This is a genomic window from Bacillus sp. OK048 (assembly GCF_900103525.1).
Lineage (GTDB): Bacteria > Bacillota > Bacilli > Bacillales > Cytobacillaceae > Neobacillus.
Genome location: NZ_FNHN01000006.1, coordinates 65,814 through 81,063, shown reverse-complemented (window position 1 = coordinate 81,063; position 15,250 = coordinate 65,814). Strand labels below are relative to the sequence as shown.

Below are 15,250 nucleotides of genomic sequence, written 5' to 3'. Positions count from 1 at the left end.
GTTTCAAGGTTTTAATTTCAAATAGTTGGATAGCGGAATCGAACAGAGAACTTCCGAGCCTTCATTCTTATCTGATTCAATCCGTAAGGAACCACTTAATGAAGTAATTCGATCGTTCATGGTTTGTAATCCAAACCCCAGATGAAGAGAATCTGTTCCTATTCCATTATCCTTTATTCGTAATATGAGTTCTTGCTCATGATATGAAATTTTGACACTAATTTTAGTTGCCTGACCATGTCTTTTCGCATTGGTTAACCCCTCCTGCAAACAACGAATACATGTATATTTAGTCCTCTCTCCGAGTTCTCTTTCGTAACCTTCAATCAGAAAATCAACGCTTGTACCGGTGTGCTTCGTAAATTCGTCAATCACTTGATGAAAAGATCGGGATAAGGACTGATGTGCTTCTAAGGGCGACAGCTGATGAATGGTTTTTCTCACATCCGCCAAACCTTTTCTCGCAAGACTGGAAATTTCCTTAATGCTATTTTCTGCCTCTCCATTTTTAATAAGAAAGGGAAGAGCATCTAAACTCGTAATAACGGAAGTGAAAATATGGCCGACGGTGTCATGCAAATCTTGTGAAACTCGGTTCCTTTCTTCCATAATGGTTAGCTCTTCGATTCTCTTAGAATATTGCTTTAAAGCCTTATTTTTTTCTTGAATGGATTCAATTAATAGTTTCTTCTTATTATTTAAAACCGTTACCCTGCCAAGGCAGAACCCGATCATATAAAAAAGAGAAGTATTAATCGTAATATATAAGAAATTTTCTGTGAAATGGCCACCTAACCATGTACCAGTTAAGAAAATAACTAAACTCATGAATGCGCCAATCCATAACAATGGCCGAATTTGACAAACGTAAGCAATCATAATAAAAGGCACAAATAAGAAATCATATGAACCGATCAAATGAAATTGCTTCATCATAAATAAAAACATACTCCCCGTCAACAACGTTTCTGCAATAAAATAGCTGATAAGTTGAATAGATCCTGGACGATAAAAAAGCACGGTACAATGGCTGGTCTCCTTTTTCACAGCGCAATCCATCTTTTAAAGCGCCTTTTTACAAATAATAGTAAACATACATTGTAGATCAAACCTATTAATAGTGTTATTTCGATAACAATTAAACCAATCGCGATATCATAGGGGTAACCATTGAAACCAATTTGTGTGATTTTAATAAATAAAAGTAAATATCCTATCAATAGCCAACCGATTAATAATAGGATCATCAGACAAATTCTCCACCAACGAATTTTAATAGAATGATTTTCCCGAGTGATTCTTTTATAAAAAGACCAACCTAAAATCGCTAGGATAATGGTACAAATGATTGTTACGACGAGCATAAAGATTCCTGCCATTTTAAAAAGTGGCGGAGGAAATTCAGATATTGTGGGTTCACCGCCAATCAGTATTTGCAGCATGCCCTTGGCTATATCCTGTTTAGGCTCAGAATTCGATTCCCCAATAAGTAAGACCACTCCTATGTTTTCTTCAGGCAGCATCATAACCACTGAGGATGATCCAATTCCGTCACCACCTTTGTAAAGCACTCTTTGATCGGAAAGCATTCCCACTTCAAAGCCTCCATTTGTATACTGCCAGGATTTGTGCTCTGTAGGAACTACCCCTTCATACGACAACGCTAATGTATCTTGATTTAGTAATGAAAATGTTTCATCACCTAAAGTGGCAGAAACAAACTTAGCCAAATCTAAACTATTGGTATATATGCCGCCCTCTGGGTCCTGACTTTTCCCAAATGTTTGATAGTTTAGCAAGTTAGTATTCCGGAAACCAAAAAACCAGCTATACTCTTTAGCGATATCCTTTGACTCCATGGTTTTAAGGTCTTCACCAAAAGCGGTATGCTCCAGACCTAATGGCTCAAACACATTTGTTTTCATATAATCGTAATAGCTCATTCCGGTAACTTCTTCAATTAGTAAGCCAAGTGTATTAAAACAGGAATTACAATATTGACCTTCTTTACCTGGATTAGATGTCATATCAACGGTTCTTAACGCTCTAATCGAATTTTCTAATGAATTTCTATTTTTCTTTTCATCTGTAAAAATAGCACCGTCGGCTTCAAATCGATCTACTCCAGCTGAGTGAGTTAATAAATGTTGAATCGTTACTTCTTTTGATTTTTCCTTGTCTTTATACGTAAACCAAGGTAAATATTTTTGAACACGATCATTAACCTTTAATTTCCCCTGTTCCTGGAGTTGAAGAATAGCTGTTGCTGTTAATGACTTTGTTACAGAGGCTATGGGATATATTGTTTCAGCCATTGCTTTTTTTTCTAATTTTATATCCCTGTACCCTACCCCATTGGCTGCAATCACCTGATTATTCGATACAATCGCATAGGAACCACCTACAATCCCAGCGTTTTGAAATTGCTCTTTTACATAGGTATTCACTTTATTTAGTTTTTCATCTGAGATACCATCAATCTCTGCGGATACATGGCTGGATAAAAGAATAGTAAAAAAAGAAAGAGCCAAAAGAAACAAACTAATTTTCCTTCTCATTATGACCTTCTTTTTACTGCGGTTAAAGTAGAGAGGATTAGAAAAATTACTCCCCCAGCCCAGCCAATTAATGGAGCATTTTCAAAGTCTGCTGTTGTTCCAATTATAATAGCAATTATGGCAAGTAAGAGAAAAAACACAGTTAGTCCTTTCATGATAAGCCCTCCATTTTCAAGAATATTTTATGATAAGTCCAAACGTCACGTGTAAGCTGCTTTTTTTACTATTAAGCAGCAACATCCCTTTTCTTAAACACAGAAAAGGCCAGGAATTGGAACAATAAGAAGTAAACCACAAGCATGATGATGGAGAATGTCAATGTCATCCCCTCCACCATTGGCATTCCCTCAAAATACTGTATGAGATCGGTATTAGCAAACAGCACAAATTTTGCCCATTCAAATTTGGGGGCTAAAATACTTGTCAACTGACTACCTGTAAACATTAAGAATATCGATATACCAATCGCGAGGGAGCTATTCCTGAACACTGCAGAAATCATAAAAGCCATCGTGGTCAGCATAATCATTGTGATGGATTTTAATCCATAAAAAACGACAAGATGGAAGAACATGCTTTGTTCGGTTACTTTTCCATTTACAAAATTTAAATAAGGGACCGCTTGATCTGGTGTTCCGAATAAAATCACTCCAATTAGTGACGAAAGCCCAAACAATAAGACAAGCATCATGAGCGCAAACGATACAACCGTTAGGTACTTAGCAATGAGAATTCTGCTGCGGCTAATGGGCCGAATTAACAAAAGTTTGATGGTTCCCCAGTTAAACTCCGAGGCTACAATCCCCGCTGCAATGATAATCGTAAATAGTCCCGCAAATTGAATAATACCTGAACATTCATCCACGAAAGTCCACACTGAACTCTTTTGTGTTGGCGGAATATTATGTTCGAGTCTGTACTCATTTACAGCTATTTCCTTTTTTAAATAGTTCGTTAGGGTCGTATTACCATTTCCCATGTCATCTAATTCACTCTTGTATTCTTTTAGATCCTGTTGAACCTCCTGCCTCCAATTTGTTTGATTTGGGACGCTCTGATTTTCTTGAACCTTAATCACCGTACCGACAATCCCTACAATTAAGACGAGTAGACCAATCATCACATACGTTCCAGGCCTTTTAAAAATTTTCATTAGCTCATTTTGAATCAGCTTAAACATATACCTCTTCCTCCTTATTTTCCGTTACCTCTAGGAACCGGTCTTCTAACGTTTTGACCATTTCATTAATACTAAAGATTTGAACATCCGCTGCTACAAGTTCATTTACAACCGAAGGAATATCTTCTCTGGTTAAGGGTGCAAGAATACTAGTTTCTTGGATTTCGACACCCATTCCCGGATGGAGTTTCGCGAGTACAGCGACAGCTTTTTCCAACGGTGCCACCTCAAATTTGTAGGAATTCTCTGAATCCTGTACAAAATCGTTAATCAATTGCACATCGATCAGTTTTCCACCCTGAATAATACCGATTCTGTCACACATCATTTCCATTTCTGAAAGCAAATGACTGGAAACAATCACAGCCATATTTTTTTCTCTTGTTAGCATCCGCAAGTGGTCGCGAATTTCTCGAATTCCGGCAGGGTCTAATCCATTGGTTGGTTCATCCAGGATCAGAACCTCAGGTTCATGTAACAGTGCTTGAGCCAAGCCTAATCTCTGTCTCATACCCAATGAATAAGTTTTGACTTTATCGTGAATTCTAGCTGTTAAACCAACCAGTTTAACCACTTCATCAATCTTTTCTTTACCGATGCCCTTTGATAAGCGGGCATAATGAAGCAAATTTTGATAGCCGCTTAAAAATTTATACATTTCTGGGTTCTCGACAATGGCACCAATATGGCTGACTGCTTTTTCAAAATTATGTTTAATACTGTAACCGCCAATCTTGATATCACCAGACGTTACCCCAATCAATCCAACCATCATTCGGATCGTGGTAGTCTTCCCAGCTCCGTTTGGACCTAAAAATCCAAATATCTCACCTTTATTTACTTCAAAACTAATGGAATCAATAATTTTTTTCCCTTTAATCACCTTTGATACATTTTGTATTTCAACAACACCGTTCATTTTTAGTCTCCTCTCCTCTATCCCTTTTCGATTCTTTTGACAAATTCGTTATCCGTTAACAAATATATCCAATAAAAGTCACATTAAAAAGTGACCAATGTATAATGAAGAGTCACTTTTTTCAAAAAAAAATAAACCTTCGAAAAAAGGTTTATGATTTGGACTTATTTTTTTTAACAGGAATTAGACTTTCTTCTACTGCTTTCATAATCGCAGCAGAGCGATTTTTTACATTTAATTTTGAATAAATAATCGAAACATAATTTTTGACTGTCCCCACCGACAAAAACATCATTTCCGCGATATCACGGTTTTGCAGCCCCTGAGCTAGGTAGCTTAACACTTGTATTTCACTTTCCAACAGATTATAGGGATTATGATTCGTGACATGACTCTCTGAATTTGACTGTACCAATTGATCATTACGATCGGAAAGCGATAAATACACTTCTTTTGCAAGTTGTTGTGGTATTAAGGAACCGCCATGATAAACCAATTCAATACCCTTTACTAAGAATTCAGGATCGACGGCTTTAAGGATGTATCCTTCTGCTCCTGCATTAAGGGCATTTCTCACATTGGTAATATCCTGAAAGGTCGTTAAAATAATGACCTTTACTTCCGGCCAGCGCTCCTTAATTATTTTTGTAGCCTGGACTCCATCCATAATAGGCATTTGAATATCCATTAAAATGACTTCCGGAAGTGCTTCTTCGCAGAGCCGGATTGCTTCTTGACCATTCTCGGCATATCCAATCACTTTTATGTCGGAGATGCTTTCTAAAACAATCCCCAAACTTTTCCGAATCAACTCCTGATCTTCTACTAAAATAGCACGAATCATATCGTAATACCTCCTTTAAAAGGATTGACTTAACCTTTGGAAGCTCGTAATGTCTTAACTCTACTCTTATTAATTGTATCTTATTTCAAGCAAACTATAAATCTGCTTCTTTCACAAGTCCCTGTATCTTTAAATATAAATTTACGTCCTTACATTCAATTTAACATCCACTTTTAAGTGCTTTAAATTTCTACCGTTCTTTTGGCAAAATCTTTCGGTGACCTTTGGCAATGATTATGAAATATCCTTTTAATAATTTATAAAACACCCACACAAGACCTGCACTAAGCAATGCTAGAAACAGTCCTGGTGGAATCGGCAATATGAGTGCTAATTTCCAAAATCGCCTCCTCACGTTCTTCTTTAGGCATCGCATGCAACTGTCGTCTTAATTCATCTAAATAACGATTCTCCTTATTCTCCATTAAAATCCTCTCCTTTATTTTTTCAATACTTTAAACAATACTCATTTAAAGTCATAAAAAATAGTGACTTTTTTCCAAAAAATAAATTTCTATACAAGTAAAAAAGAGAACCCATTGGCTCTCTCTGAATTATCCTGCATGTAAGTCCTTTGGTACTGGAACAGTGCATGTCACCGTCGTTCCAAGATTTAGTTCAGACTGAACTTTGAATGTTCCCCCAACCGTACGCATCCTGTCTGACATGGAACTCAGTCCAAAACCATATTTAATATCCTCAATTCCTATCCCGTTATCCTTTATCTGCATTTGAATCGCATCATTAAAAAACTTAATATAAATAGAGACTTGTGATGCATGTCCATGTCTTTTTGCATTGGTCAAAGACTCTTGAACGCACCGTACTAACGAGTATCTAACCAAATCTCCTAATGGCTCCTCGTTTCCTTCTGTTCGTATTGTGACTTTAGTTCCCGTATGCTTGATAAATTCATCAACTAAGTTTGTGCATCTCTCCAAAAACGTTTGCTCTTTTTCTACTATAGATAAATGGTGGATGGTATTGCGTACATCTGTTAACCCTTTTCTAGCTAAATTTGCTAGTTCTTTAATGTATAAATTTGCCTCTTCCTTATTCGTAATGAACGGAAGTGCATCCAAGCTAGTAATAATCGCAGTAAAGACATGCCCTACCGTATCATGCATATCTTTAGAGAGCCTGCTTCTTTCCTCAAGTATGGTTAATTCTTCAATTCTTTTAGAATATTGTTCTAACGTTTTGGAAAACACTTTTAAGTTAGCATAATTATCCTCAATCATGTTCATTTGAAGGATGGCTGTTTGAATGAATTCATCGGTGGTGATCTGGTCTGTTTCAGATTCTTTATCCGCTGCTTGTGTATTTTCTGTAACTTGATGTGCAGTGGAGATTACTTTGCTAATTAAACTCTTTATGTTTGTAACCGCTGAATTAAAACCTTCAGCTAGTTGTCCTAAATCATCTTTTCTGTTTATTTTAAGTTGAATACTAAAGTTTCCCTGTCCTAATTCCTTGACCGCTGTTAATAGCAGTTTTAATGGAGCTAAGGTGCTTCTTAAGGCGAGCGTTTGAATAATAATCGAGAATATAAGTAACAGTGTAAAAGCACTAGCTAGGCGCGTTAACATCTTTAGTTGGGCATCCCTTATTTCACTTGCACTAAAATCCATTACAAACATGGCGATCACTTTTCCCTGCTCATCCTTTATAGGAATTAAAATACTGCTCCATTCACCGAGTATATCTGAATAAATACCGGAGCTTTTCATTTTCCCAGTTCGTGCAATTTCTTTGTACAGTTTAACGAAAATAGGATTTTGTTCAACCAAGTCGCCTGGTCTCATACCAATGTCCAAATAGTTTTTATGTATGGCCAATGCCATTGATTCATCATCGTTATTAACCCCAATGTCCACGATAACAATCTGTGCAATATTCGGATTTTCTTTTGATAGTTTTGTAATCTCCTTTAAAATTCTTTGATGTACATCAGAATTTAAATCGTGATTCGTAAGGATTTCCTTAATATCCTTTAATTCAAATCGGCCAAATGCCATTTGTGCTACACCACGAGCCTGCTTATCCAAGTTTTCAAACATTAGTTTTCCCTGAATGTAGTAACTGGCGGCAGTCAGTACGGTACCGATTAGGATGATACTTATACTGGATAAGATAATCGTCCGTTGGATAATGGAGAACTGAAAGTAATCCTTTATTCTGTTCATGGTTTCTTCCCTTCAAACATATTTAATTAGGAATAGATTCTCTATATAGAAAGGATTCTTCATAATCCTTTCCCAAACCAGCTAGCCACGTTAAGACAAATTCAAATATTTTAGGAATGAGTTTTATTACCAATATTATCCTATCATCAAAGTCACGGGGTCAATATTATATTAGAATTCCGAACGTTTTTATTCTTAATAGTAAACCTAAATTCTACTAATCTAATTAATAGATTGTTACACCTTTGTTCATAGTTTGTTCATCCTTAATGGGTATGATATGTACATGCAAGAGGAAAACCTTTTACTTTCTCTTTTTCAATCCCCCCTTTATTTTTGGATTCGGCAAAGTGCCGAATCCTTATTTGTTGTATCCGACCACCATCTTCGACTGATATTTCTTATAAAAAGGCCACGAGCCCTTTTGAAAAACGAACTTTGTAGTCGCGACTTAGAAAAAGCTTGTCGAGGACAAGCTTACTTCTTTACTGCAAGGGTACATAAACGATCATATTGGGCTAGATTTTTACAAAAGTTGACGACCGATGACAAATGCGTGGATTGTCGAGGTTAAGGAAATTTTTTTGCTGCAAAACAAAAAATGGCAGGTCCGTGGACAATGAATCATCATTGCCACAGACACACGCCACTAATTTTGCCTTTTTAAATGGTTGTTTGCTCTGCATACTTTTTGAAATTGTCTAGAATCGCCTGCCAACCCTGTTGTTGTAACTCGACTGGATTCTCAGTTTCAGCATCAAACGTTTCAATTACCTTGGTTTCGTTATCATGTCCGTTAAAAGTGATCGTAACTTTTCTTCCATCACCCAGTGTATATGCAATAACTTCATGTAATTTCACTTCATCATAAATTCCGCCGAAATCGAAACCAAAACTGCCATCTTTGGCTTCCATTCTTGAACGGAATTTCCCACCCACTCTTAAATCATTCTCTGCAATGGGCGTGTGCCAGTCATCGGAAGCTGAGTTCCATTTTGTTATATGAACAGGTTCTGTCCAATATTCCCAAACCTTTTCTACAGGTGCTTGAATGGTTGCTTCTACTGTTACTTTTTTAGATGTTTCCATGCCATTAACCGCCTCTCTTACTACAAAAATTTAAATGTTAATTTCCAAAATTTGCTACTAGCTATATTGTTTTGAAAAATAACACTACTTCTTCAATATTGTATCCTTTTAACGCCCAACTAATCCACTTATTTCCTTCCGAACCATGCCTAACCTGCCGACTTTGCCCGCCAACCTGCCGATCCGCCAGTATTTCTCGCCATCCACCAGTATTTCTCGCCATCCACCAGTATTTTTCGCTATCCGCCAGTATTTCCGCCTATCCGCCAGTATTTCCGCCTATCCGCCAGTATTTCCACCTATCCGCCAGTATTTCCGCTCATCCGCCAGTATTTCCGCCCATCCGCCAGTATTTCTCGCCATCCGCCAGTATTTCTGCCCATCCGCCAGTATTTCCGCCCATCCGCCAGTATTTCTGCCCATACGCCAGTATTTCTCGCTATACGCCAGTATTTCTCGCCATCCTCAGCCAAATGCTTTAAATAGGAAGATGTCCCTAAAATTTTCTTCTACCCTTGAACAATTTTATAAAATTTACATAATCTATGTATATGAGGTACACCAAAAAAGACCGTGACTTGTACCTACACCACGGTCAAAAACAACTCTTTAATTGATTGTTTAATCCATCCTGTCTGGACCACGGGGTGGATTATTCTTTTGGGGTTAACACGCAGACATCACGCTCTTTCTGAAAAGAATTATGGTAATTGAATGGTTTTGATATGCTCCAAATTCCAATAGATGGGGTTCCCTTCGGCGGTTATCAAAGCTATTTTATAATCTTGGACCCTTTGCAATAAACCGATTTTCTCCTCCTTGTCCCCACCATCCAGGATGACCAATTGATTTTCCAATTTCTTCAACTGCTCTTCCAATGATCTTGCCAACGCAGTAGCTACTGGCTTCAAAGATAGATTTTCTAATGAATACGGGGTTGCATCCGCCGGGTACGGGATCAGCCATTTTACATGGTTCATGGAAATAAACATCGTTTTATAGACCGGGGAGTGAAAAACAAAATAGTCATTCATAATGCTGGTTAAATAGCCATGGACCGATTTGTTGCCGGTCACATAAACCTGTACAAATAATCCTTTCGCACTCATTAATATTTTTCGATAGGAGATTGCATCCGTTGCAATCGGTGTTTCAGCTGGCGGGTCATATACCGTATCATCCTCTTCTTTTTTCGTCTCATAAAATCGTTGAATATGAACATATGGAATATAATTAAAGTTCCTGCCATCATATAAAACAAACAGGTCCGATCCAGATTCAATAACAACACCTCTTTTTAAGCTGCCGCCAGAAATCTCAACATCTATAGTTTTGCCTACAAAGTCTAAAAACATCTTCCTTCTCCTTCCGTTTTACCCTTGAAGAGCTCCGCCAAATAGCCAAGAAACCCAATAATATAGAATGACTAACGTAAACAAAGTCGCTGGTGGGATAACAACCACGGTTATTTTTATATATTCCATCCAACTGATCATGACTTTTCCTTTTCTTACAATATGCATCCACATTAATGTTGCCAGCGTCCCCATTGGAAGCAGTAACGATCCCATGTCGCTGCCAATGACATTCGCCAGGTAGGCAATCTTTAAGGAGAGCGGATTTAAATTCATCTCCATTAACGTGAGCGTTCCAACCATTAGCGCAGGATGGTTATTAAAGATATTGGAAAGGACAGAAAGCAGGATCCCCATTAACACACTTGCATTCAGCAGGCTGCCAGAAACCATCGGACGCATAAATTGAATGAGCCAGTCAGTTAAACCAATATTATTCAAACCGTAAATAATCACATACATACTAAAAGCAAAAACGATGATATACCACGGCGTCTTTTTCAGCATATCGCTTGGTGGAATTTTTAAATAAGCCCATCTCCATCCCAACAGGACAAGCGAGCCAATCACAGCCATGATTGACACAGGAATGTTAAAGAACGATGCAACAAAGAGACTTAAACGGACCGCAAAGACGAATAATAGAACGTTTCTCATAAATCTTGAGCGCGCCTTATCTGAAGTATGCTCCACCAGACTTGGCTTGAGCGGGTGATACCTACTGTGAGTTAACCCCTTCACGTTCGTCGGCACTTGTTTGGGCAGGACCTTTTTAAACCGAAGGAACAATAACCATGTAAGCAGCAGTAGGCCAAGAGTCGCTGGAACAAACATCATCGCTGTATGCAAATAAAGATCCATGTGCACGATTTTCAACGCAATCAAATTTACAATATTACTTACGCCGATAGGAGCACTTGAAGCAGTGGCAATTAAAGCCCCAGACAATAAATATGGTATTTTTTGATGATTTTTTAAACCCATATTGTTTAATAACATCACTAAGATCGGAGTGGTAATTAATATACTGCCATCGTTGTTAAAAAAGAGGGTCATCAGGAAACACAGAAGATTGACATACCAGAACAATCGAATGCCGGATCCATTTGCTTTTTCCGCAAGCTTCTCGGCAGCCCAGTTAAAGAATCCAAAGCTTTCTAACACAATCGCCATTACAATCGTAGCCATAATGGTAATCGCCGCACCACTGATGGTCTCCGTTATAATACCAAGGTCCGTTAAGGAAACACTTCCACAAAGCACCACAATAATCGCACCGATTGTGGCGGGGATGGCTTCATTAATGCCCCTTGGCCTCCAAAGAATGAATCCTAATGTAATTAAAAAAGTTAGTACCGTAATCCAAACCACAGAATTTCTTTCTCCCTTCATCTAGCTAGTATGATCTTGGTGAGATATCCTCCTCAATTCCTTCCGCACTTGTCCCCCCCTTCCATCTATCCCTCTTGTCAGGTTGTACAATAACTTATGTAACACAGTACTGGCAGGCTTTAGGTTTGTACCCGATTTTCCGAAATTCCACGTGAGTCTAAATATGAATGGACATATCACTCGCCTAAGATTTCCTTGATTTATGAAAAAAAAATAAGGAAGATGCGTAATCACATCTTCCCAATAATCTTATTTTATTGTGATTTTTATCATAAGAAAAGCGCAAGCACCCTGGTCAGCGGCGTATGGCCTGGAGCGCTCCAACCAAGATAAAGGAAACACGAAGAGCCGGAGGCGATTCGATGTTGACTTATCGAAGGGCGGAGAGCGAAGGACACTAGCCGCTAGGGTGCTGGAGCTGGACAGTAACCTAAGTTCAAAAAATTATACTTTCTTATCTTTTAAAAAAATGGCTGTCAAAATGACTGCCAACCAAAACCAATATACATGTTCTGCATAGAAAGTTACTTATTAATGATTTGGCATCTGTTCTCTAACTTTAGGCTATCAGGGGCAGGAGAATAATAAATTCTGTCCCCTTATCCTTTTCACTGATCACTTCTATTTTTCCTTTGAAAGAACGGCTCTCTGAAATAAATGTATAGTAAATAAATATAGGTAATATCGTAACCGTTAGTTGCAGCAAAAAATCCTTTATTATACTCATCTTCGCTACCTTCCATAATCTGATCTAAATCTGAATCCTAGTAATCATCCCCTATTATACTTAATGCTTCTATAATTTGTAAATTCCGACTCTTCTTAAAAGTCTTTAGAATGAATTATGAATTCCCACGACTCGCTATTTTTTTCTTTAAGGCTGATTTAGCTTTATCGTCGATAAATATCCAAGTGCGAAAACTTTTCTAAGTCTCACTCGGGGAGTGACTAGGCACTGATATTTCACTTCATTACAAGAAACAAAACCATCAATCCAATCGAAACTCCCTGTCCTACAGCTAACCCGATGAGCCATTTTTTAAATAGCTCTTCTCTCTTGGCACCACTCTCAATGCTAAGCTTCCATTTTTCTTCCCACTTAGCCTGCAATTCTTTTTGATCATGCACAATTTGCTGATTAAACTGTGCAAATTCTGCCTTGTGACTCTCTTCAACCACACTAACCTCTTGTAAAAGCACACCTAACCGATCGCTCACAGCTTCATATTTCACATTCAAGGTAGCAGCCTGCTCACTCAAGGCTTCCGTCAACTGTTCTTGAAGAAGTCTAATCGCTGTCAGCACCCTTTCTGCTTCCCCTACAATAAACTCCTGGTCATCCAGCTCCAAACCTTTTACTTCCGCTAACAGTTTTTCTGTCTTAAGCAGATAATCTTGATACTCCTGATGCCAGAAAGAGATTTTCTTTTCTAAACAGGCTATGGTCTCATCGAACCGTTCCATTCCGCGATCAAAAACTTGTGACTGTGGGTCAATAACCTCTTCCTTTAGCTGCTCACTGACTTGCACGGGAAAGTGTTTCAATGATTCCTTCATTTTATCAATAGATTCATATACTTCTTCATTTAATTCCGCTAGTGTTTCTTCCCGCTCTTTGATCATCTTCTTTAGGTCATCATAGAAAAGATCGTTATTAATTTTTTTTAATGATTGAATGGCTTTATTATATTTCTCATCGATTGTCGTATTAGAAGTAGTCATTTCCAATGATCCTTTCTGCTTGTTTTAAAATAATTTGGCAGTACTGATGATAGGCCCATCGTTCCACATCAGAAGCATCATCAGCGAACAATTTCTCCTGCCAACTCGATAAGGCCTTCACAAACTCTGCTTTTAATATATCATCCAACAGCTTAGGCCGTAGCAAATCCTGTTCCCATTCCCGCTTCGCCCGTTCCAATTTATCCTGAAGTTCAATCCTCCGTACTTCCTTTTGTTGTTGCTTTTCCCGCTCTTCTAGCAAGTTTTCATCCGCTAACCGCTTGTGCTCGTTCTTTAGCGTCAATAGCTGCATGATATCTTTTTTACCATTGCTCTTAAACTGATTGATTTGGCTGACATAATAGTCATAAGTGATATCGTTATTCCGCTCCAACGTATCCAGGACAATCCGATAATCCTCTTCAAAATTTCCAGGCTTTAAGTATTGATCGATACCCCGGCCATGTTTCAACGAAAGACCGACAAGCGTTGGATCTGTGTTAAAATCAAACCTTGCCGTAGAAGAAATATTCTGCATGCTGCGCGTCAACAGAAGCCAAGTATGGGATAACTGCTTTTGGTAAAAATCAAACATTGCCATCTCTACCATTTGGAAGCTTTGCAGCAGCTTCGAAATCTTCCGTTCCTTGAAAACAACCTGATCTTTTTTATCAAATTCAAAATGCTCACCTAACAGGCACCTGTATTTCTCTAACTGAATCTCATCCAAGACCCTACCTTCAGCCTCATAAAACTCAAGTTCCTCTTGTAAATAGTGAACCGTCGATTCCAAACTCACGTAGACCCGCTGATCTTCATCCTTGCTTTCTTCAATCATTTTAATCTCGTTTCTCATCCGTTCAAGGTCGAGGTTCTTCTGCTTGCTAATGCTATACTCGATGTTTCTAATCTGCATAATCTGGTTTTCAGGCGTTATTCCTACTTGGGTCGGTCTATAAACACCAATCAGCACCTGACCCTTCTCATACTTTTGACCACCATCCCGTACAGTTTCCTCATTGAAATGGTCAATCGCTTCATAAATCCACTGGTCCTTTTCTTCCTCAAGCCTCGTAAGCAAATCGGCAATCATGCATCATAACCTCTTTTATTAACTATTTATTCGTCTTTAAAATACTGTTTGCTTTGAACTGAAGTTTCATTAAATTTTGGTCGTAGCGCATAGCTGACCGCTTCCACTCATGCTGCACGCTGACTCGCTCTTCCATTTTTTCAAAAACACCTCACAAACTTGCATTCAGCATTTCTGTCACTCTAAAACTATATATTTCCATTTTACTATAATTCTGGGCAAACTTCGACAGTATCCTATTTAATCAAACGTTTGATTGAAGCAGCCGTAACTCCTTTTTAAAAACGAACTTTTCGTTGTTTTCATGAAAATTATTTGTCGAGGAAAGAACAGTTTCTTAAGAATCAGTTTCAAAAACGATTATCAAAGGCTAGATTATTACAATTATAGACTGGCAATGTCAAAAATGGGTTCAATCAATTGTTTGATTAGTTTGAGGAAGAATCCATTAGCAGCATGGATATTTCCAAAAAGGAAGTGCGAGAATTGTCGAGAGTTATTACCACTGAATACACTTTCGTGTTATTCAAAATAATGATAATATTAAAATTACAATAATAATCAATCAGATAAAGGCAAACCTATTGAAAAATAGCGACGCAAAGTCACAGATCTAATGTTAAACCAACGATGATGGCTGGACTGCCAGATTTAATTTTTCAAGGGGAGCTGTTCTGTTTGAATCTTAAATCCATTCTTTGTTTCTTTCGCAGACGACACAAATATAGTTATTACACGAGCAAATGCATCAGATGTGGCAGAAGCAGCAAATCTATTTAAAAAAAGTTCATGCACTACTATCCACATCATTAGATTATTCGGTAAAATAGAACACCAGCTGCGGCCATTTCCCTGTATTCAATAGGGAGAGGCCGTTATTATTTTCCTAATGGCTTTTTTTAATATATAAAG

At 38.0% G+C, this 15,250-nt stretch carries 17 protein-coding genes and 1 riboswitch; all 17 genes read right to left on the bottom strand.

Annotation, left to right across the window (positions count from 1 at the left end; all coding sequences use genetic code 11):
• Nucleotides 1-3: 3 nt before the first annotated feature.
• On the bottom strand, nt 4-1,047 hold the full coding sequence (locus tag BLR86_RS12470) for a sensor histidine kinase (protein ID WP_175492878.1): 1,044 nt from the start codon (nt 1,045-1,047) through the stop codon (nt 4-6).
• A complete protein-coding gene (locus tag BLR86_RS12465) occupies nt 1,044-2,558 on the bottom strand; it encodes a serine hydrolase domain-containing protein (protein ID WP_090761862.1) in 1,515 nt (504 codons plus the stop codon). Before BLR86_RS12465 ends, BLR86_RS12470 begins: the two co-directional genes overlap by 4 nt.
• A complete protein-coding gene (locus tag BLR86_RS26095; protein WP_175492877.1) occupies nt 2,558-2,713 on the bottom strand; it encodes a hypothetical protein in 156 nt (51 codons plus the stop codon). Before BLR86_RS26095 ends, BLR86_RS12465 begins: the two co-directional genes overlap by 1 nt.
• A gap of 71 nt (nt 2,714-2,784) precedes the next feature.
• Nucleotides 2,785-3,738 (bottom strand): ABC transporter permease, encoded by a 954-nt coding sequence (locus tag BLR86_RS12460; protein ID WP_090761860.1) that lies wholly within the window; start codon nt 3,736-3,738, stop codon nt 2,785-2,787.
• A complete protein-coding gene (locus tag BLR86_RS12455; RefSeq protein WP_090761858.1) occupies nt 3,731-4,657 on the bottom strand; it encodes an ABC transporter ATP-binding protein in 927 nt (308 codons plus the stop codon). The genes BLR86_RS12460 and BLR86_RS12455 overlap by 8 nt, the downstream gene beginning before the upstream one ends.
• 151 nt (nt 4,658-4,808) lie before the next feature.
• Nucleotides 4,809-5,501 carry a response regulator transcription factor gene (locus BLR86_RS12450; RefSeq protein WP_090761856.1) on the bottom strand — a complete coding sequence of 231 codons (693 nt, stop codon included), beginning with the start codon at nt 5,499-5,501 and terminating at the stop codon, nt 4,809-4,811.
• Nucleotides 5,502-5,785: 284 nt separating this feature from the next.
• Nucleotides 5,786-5,926 (bottom strand): HAAS signaling domain-containing protein, encoded by a 141-nt coding sequence (locus BLR86_RS26090; RefSeq protein ID WP_175492876.1) that lies wholly within the window; start codon nt 5,924-5,926, stop codon nt 5,786-5,788.
• A gap of 129 nt (nt 5,927-6,055) precedes the next feature.
• The gene (locus BLR86_RS12445) at nt 6,056-7,687 is read right to left on the bottom strand and encodes a sensor histidine kinase (RefSeq protein ID WP_090761854.1); all 1,632 of its coding nucleotides are present in this window, start codon (nt 7,685-7,687) and stop codon (nt 6,056-6,058) included.
• Between the two features lie 663 nt (nt 7,688-8,350).
• Nucleotides 8,351-8,776: an SRPBCC family protein gene (locus tag BLR86_RS12440; RefSeq protein WP_090761852.1), complete on the bottom strand. Its 426-nt coding sequence runs from the start codon at nt 8,774-8,776 to the stop codon at nt 8,351-8,353.
• Nucleotides 8,777-8,837: 61 nt separating this feature from the next.
• The gene (locus BLR86_RS26085; protein WP_175492875.1) at nt 8,838-8,999 is read right to left on the bottom strand and encodes a hypothetical protein; all 162 of its coding nucleotides are present in this window, start codon (nt 8,997-8,999) and stop codon (nt 8,838-8,840) included.
• Nucleotides 9,000-9,055: 56 nt separating this feature from the next.
• Nucleotides 9,056-9,199: a hypothetical protein gene (locus BLR86_RS26080; protein WP_175492874.1), complete on the bottom strand. Its 144-nt coding sequence runs from the start codon at nt 9,197-9,199 to the stop codon at nt 9,056-9,058.
• 278 nt (nt 9,200-9,477) lie between these two features.
• Nucleotides 9,478-10,131: a DUF2642 domain-containing protein gene (locus BLR86_RS12435; protein ID WP_090761850.1), complete on the bottom strand. Its 654-nt coding sequence runs from the start codon at nt 10,129-10,131 to the stop codon at nt 9,478-9,480.
• Between the two features lie 18 nt (nt 10,132-10,149).
• Nucleotides 10,150-11,523 carry an arsenic transporter gene (locus BLR86_RS12430; RefSeq protein ID WP_090761848.1) on the bottom strand — a complete coding sequence of 458 codons (1,374 nt, stop codon included), beginning with the start codon at nt 11,521-11,523 and terminating at the stop codon, nt 10,150-10,152.
• Nucleotides 11,524-12,082: 559 nt separating this feature from the next.
• Nucleotides 12,083-12,250 carry a hypothetical protein gene (locus BLR86_RS26075; RefSeq protein ID WP_175492873.1) on the bottom strand — a complete coding sequence of 56 codons (168 nt, stop codon included), beginning with the start codon at nt 12,248-12,250 and terminating at the stop codon, nt 12,083-12,085.
• A gap of 236 nt (nt 12,251-12,486) precedes the next feature.
• On the bottom strand, nt 12,487-13,245 hold the full coding sequence (locus BLR86_RS12425) for a hypothetical protein (protein ID WP_090761846.1): 759 nt from the start codon (nt 13,243-13,245) through the stop codon (nt 12,487-12,489).
• Nucleotides 13,232-14,338: a hypothetical protein gene (locus tag BLR86_RS12420; protein WP_090761844.1), complete on the bottom strand. Its 1,107-nt coding sequence runs from the start codon at nt 14,336-14,338 to the stop codon at nt 13,232-13,234. Before BLR86_RS12420 ends, BLR86_RS12425 begins: the two co-directional genes overlap by 14 nt.
• Nucleotides 14,339-14,902: 564 nt before the next feature.
• Nucleotides 14,903-14,988: riboswitch (cyclic di-GMP riboswitch) on the top strand.
• 1 nt (nt 14,989) lies between these two features.
• The gene (locus BLR86_RS26430; protein WP_217642382.1) at nt 14,990-15,148 is read right to left on the bottom strand and encodes a hypothetical protein; all 159 of its coding nucleotides are present in this window, start codon (nt 15,146-15,148) and stop codon (nt 14,990-14,992) included.
• Between the last annotated feature and the right edge of the window lie 102 nt (nt 15,149-15,250).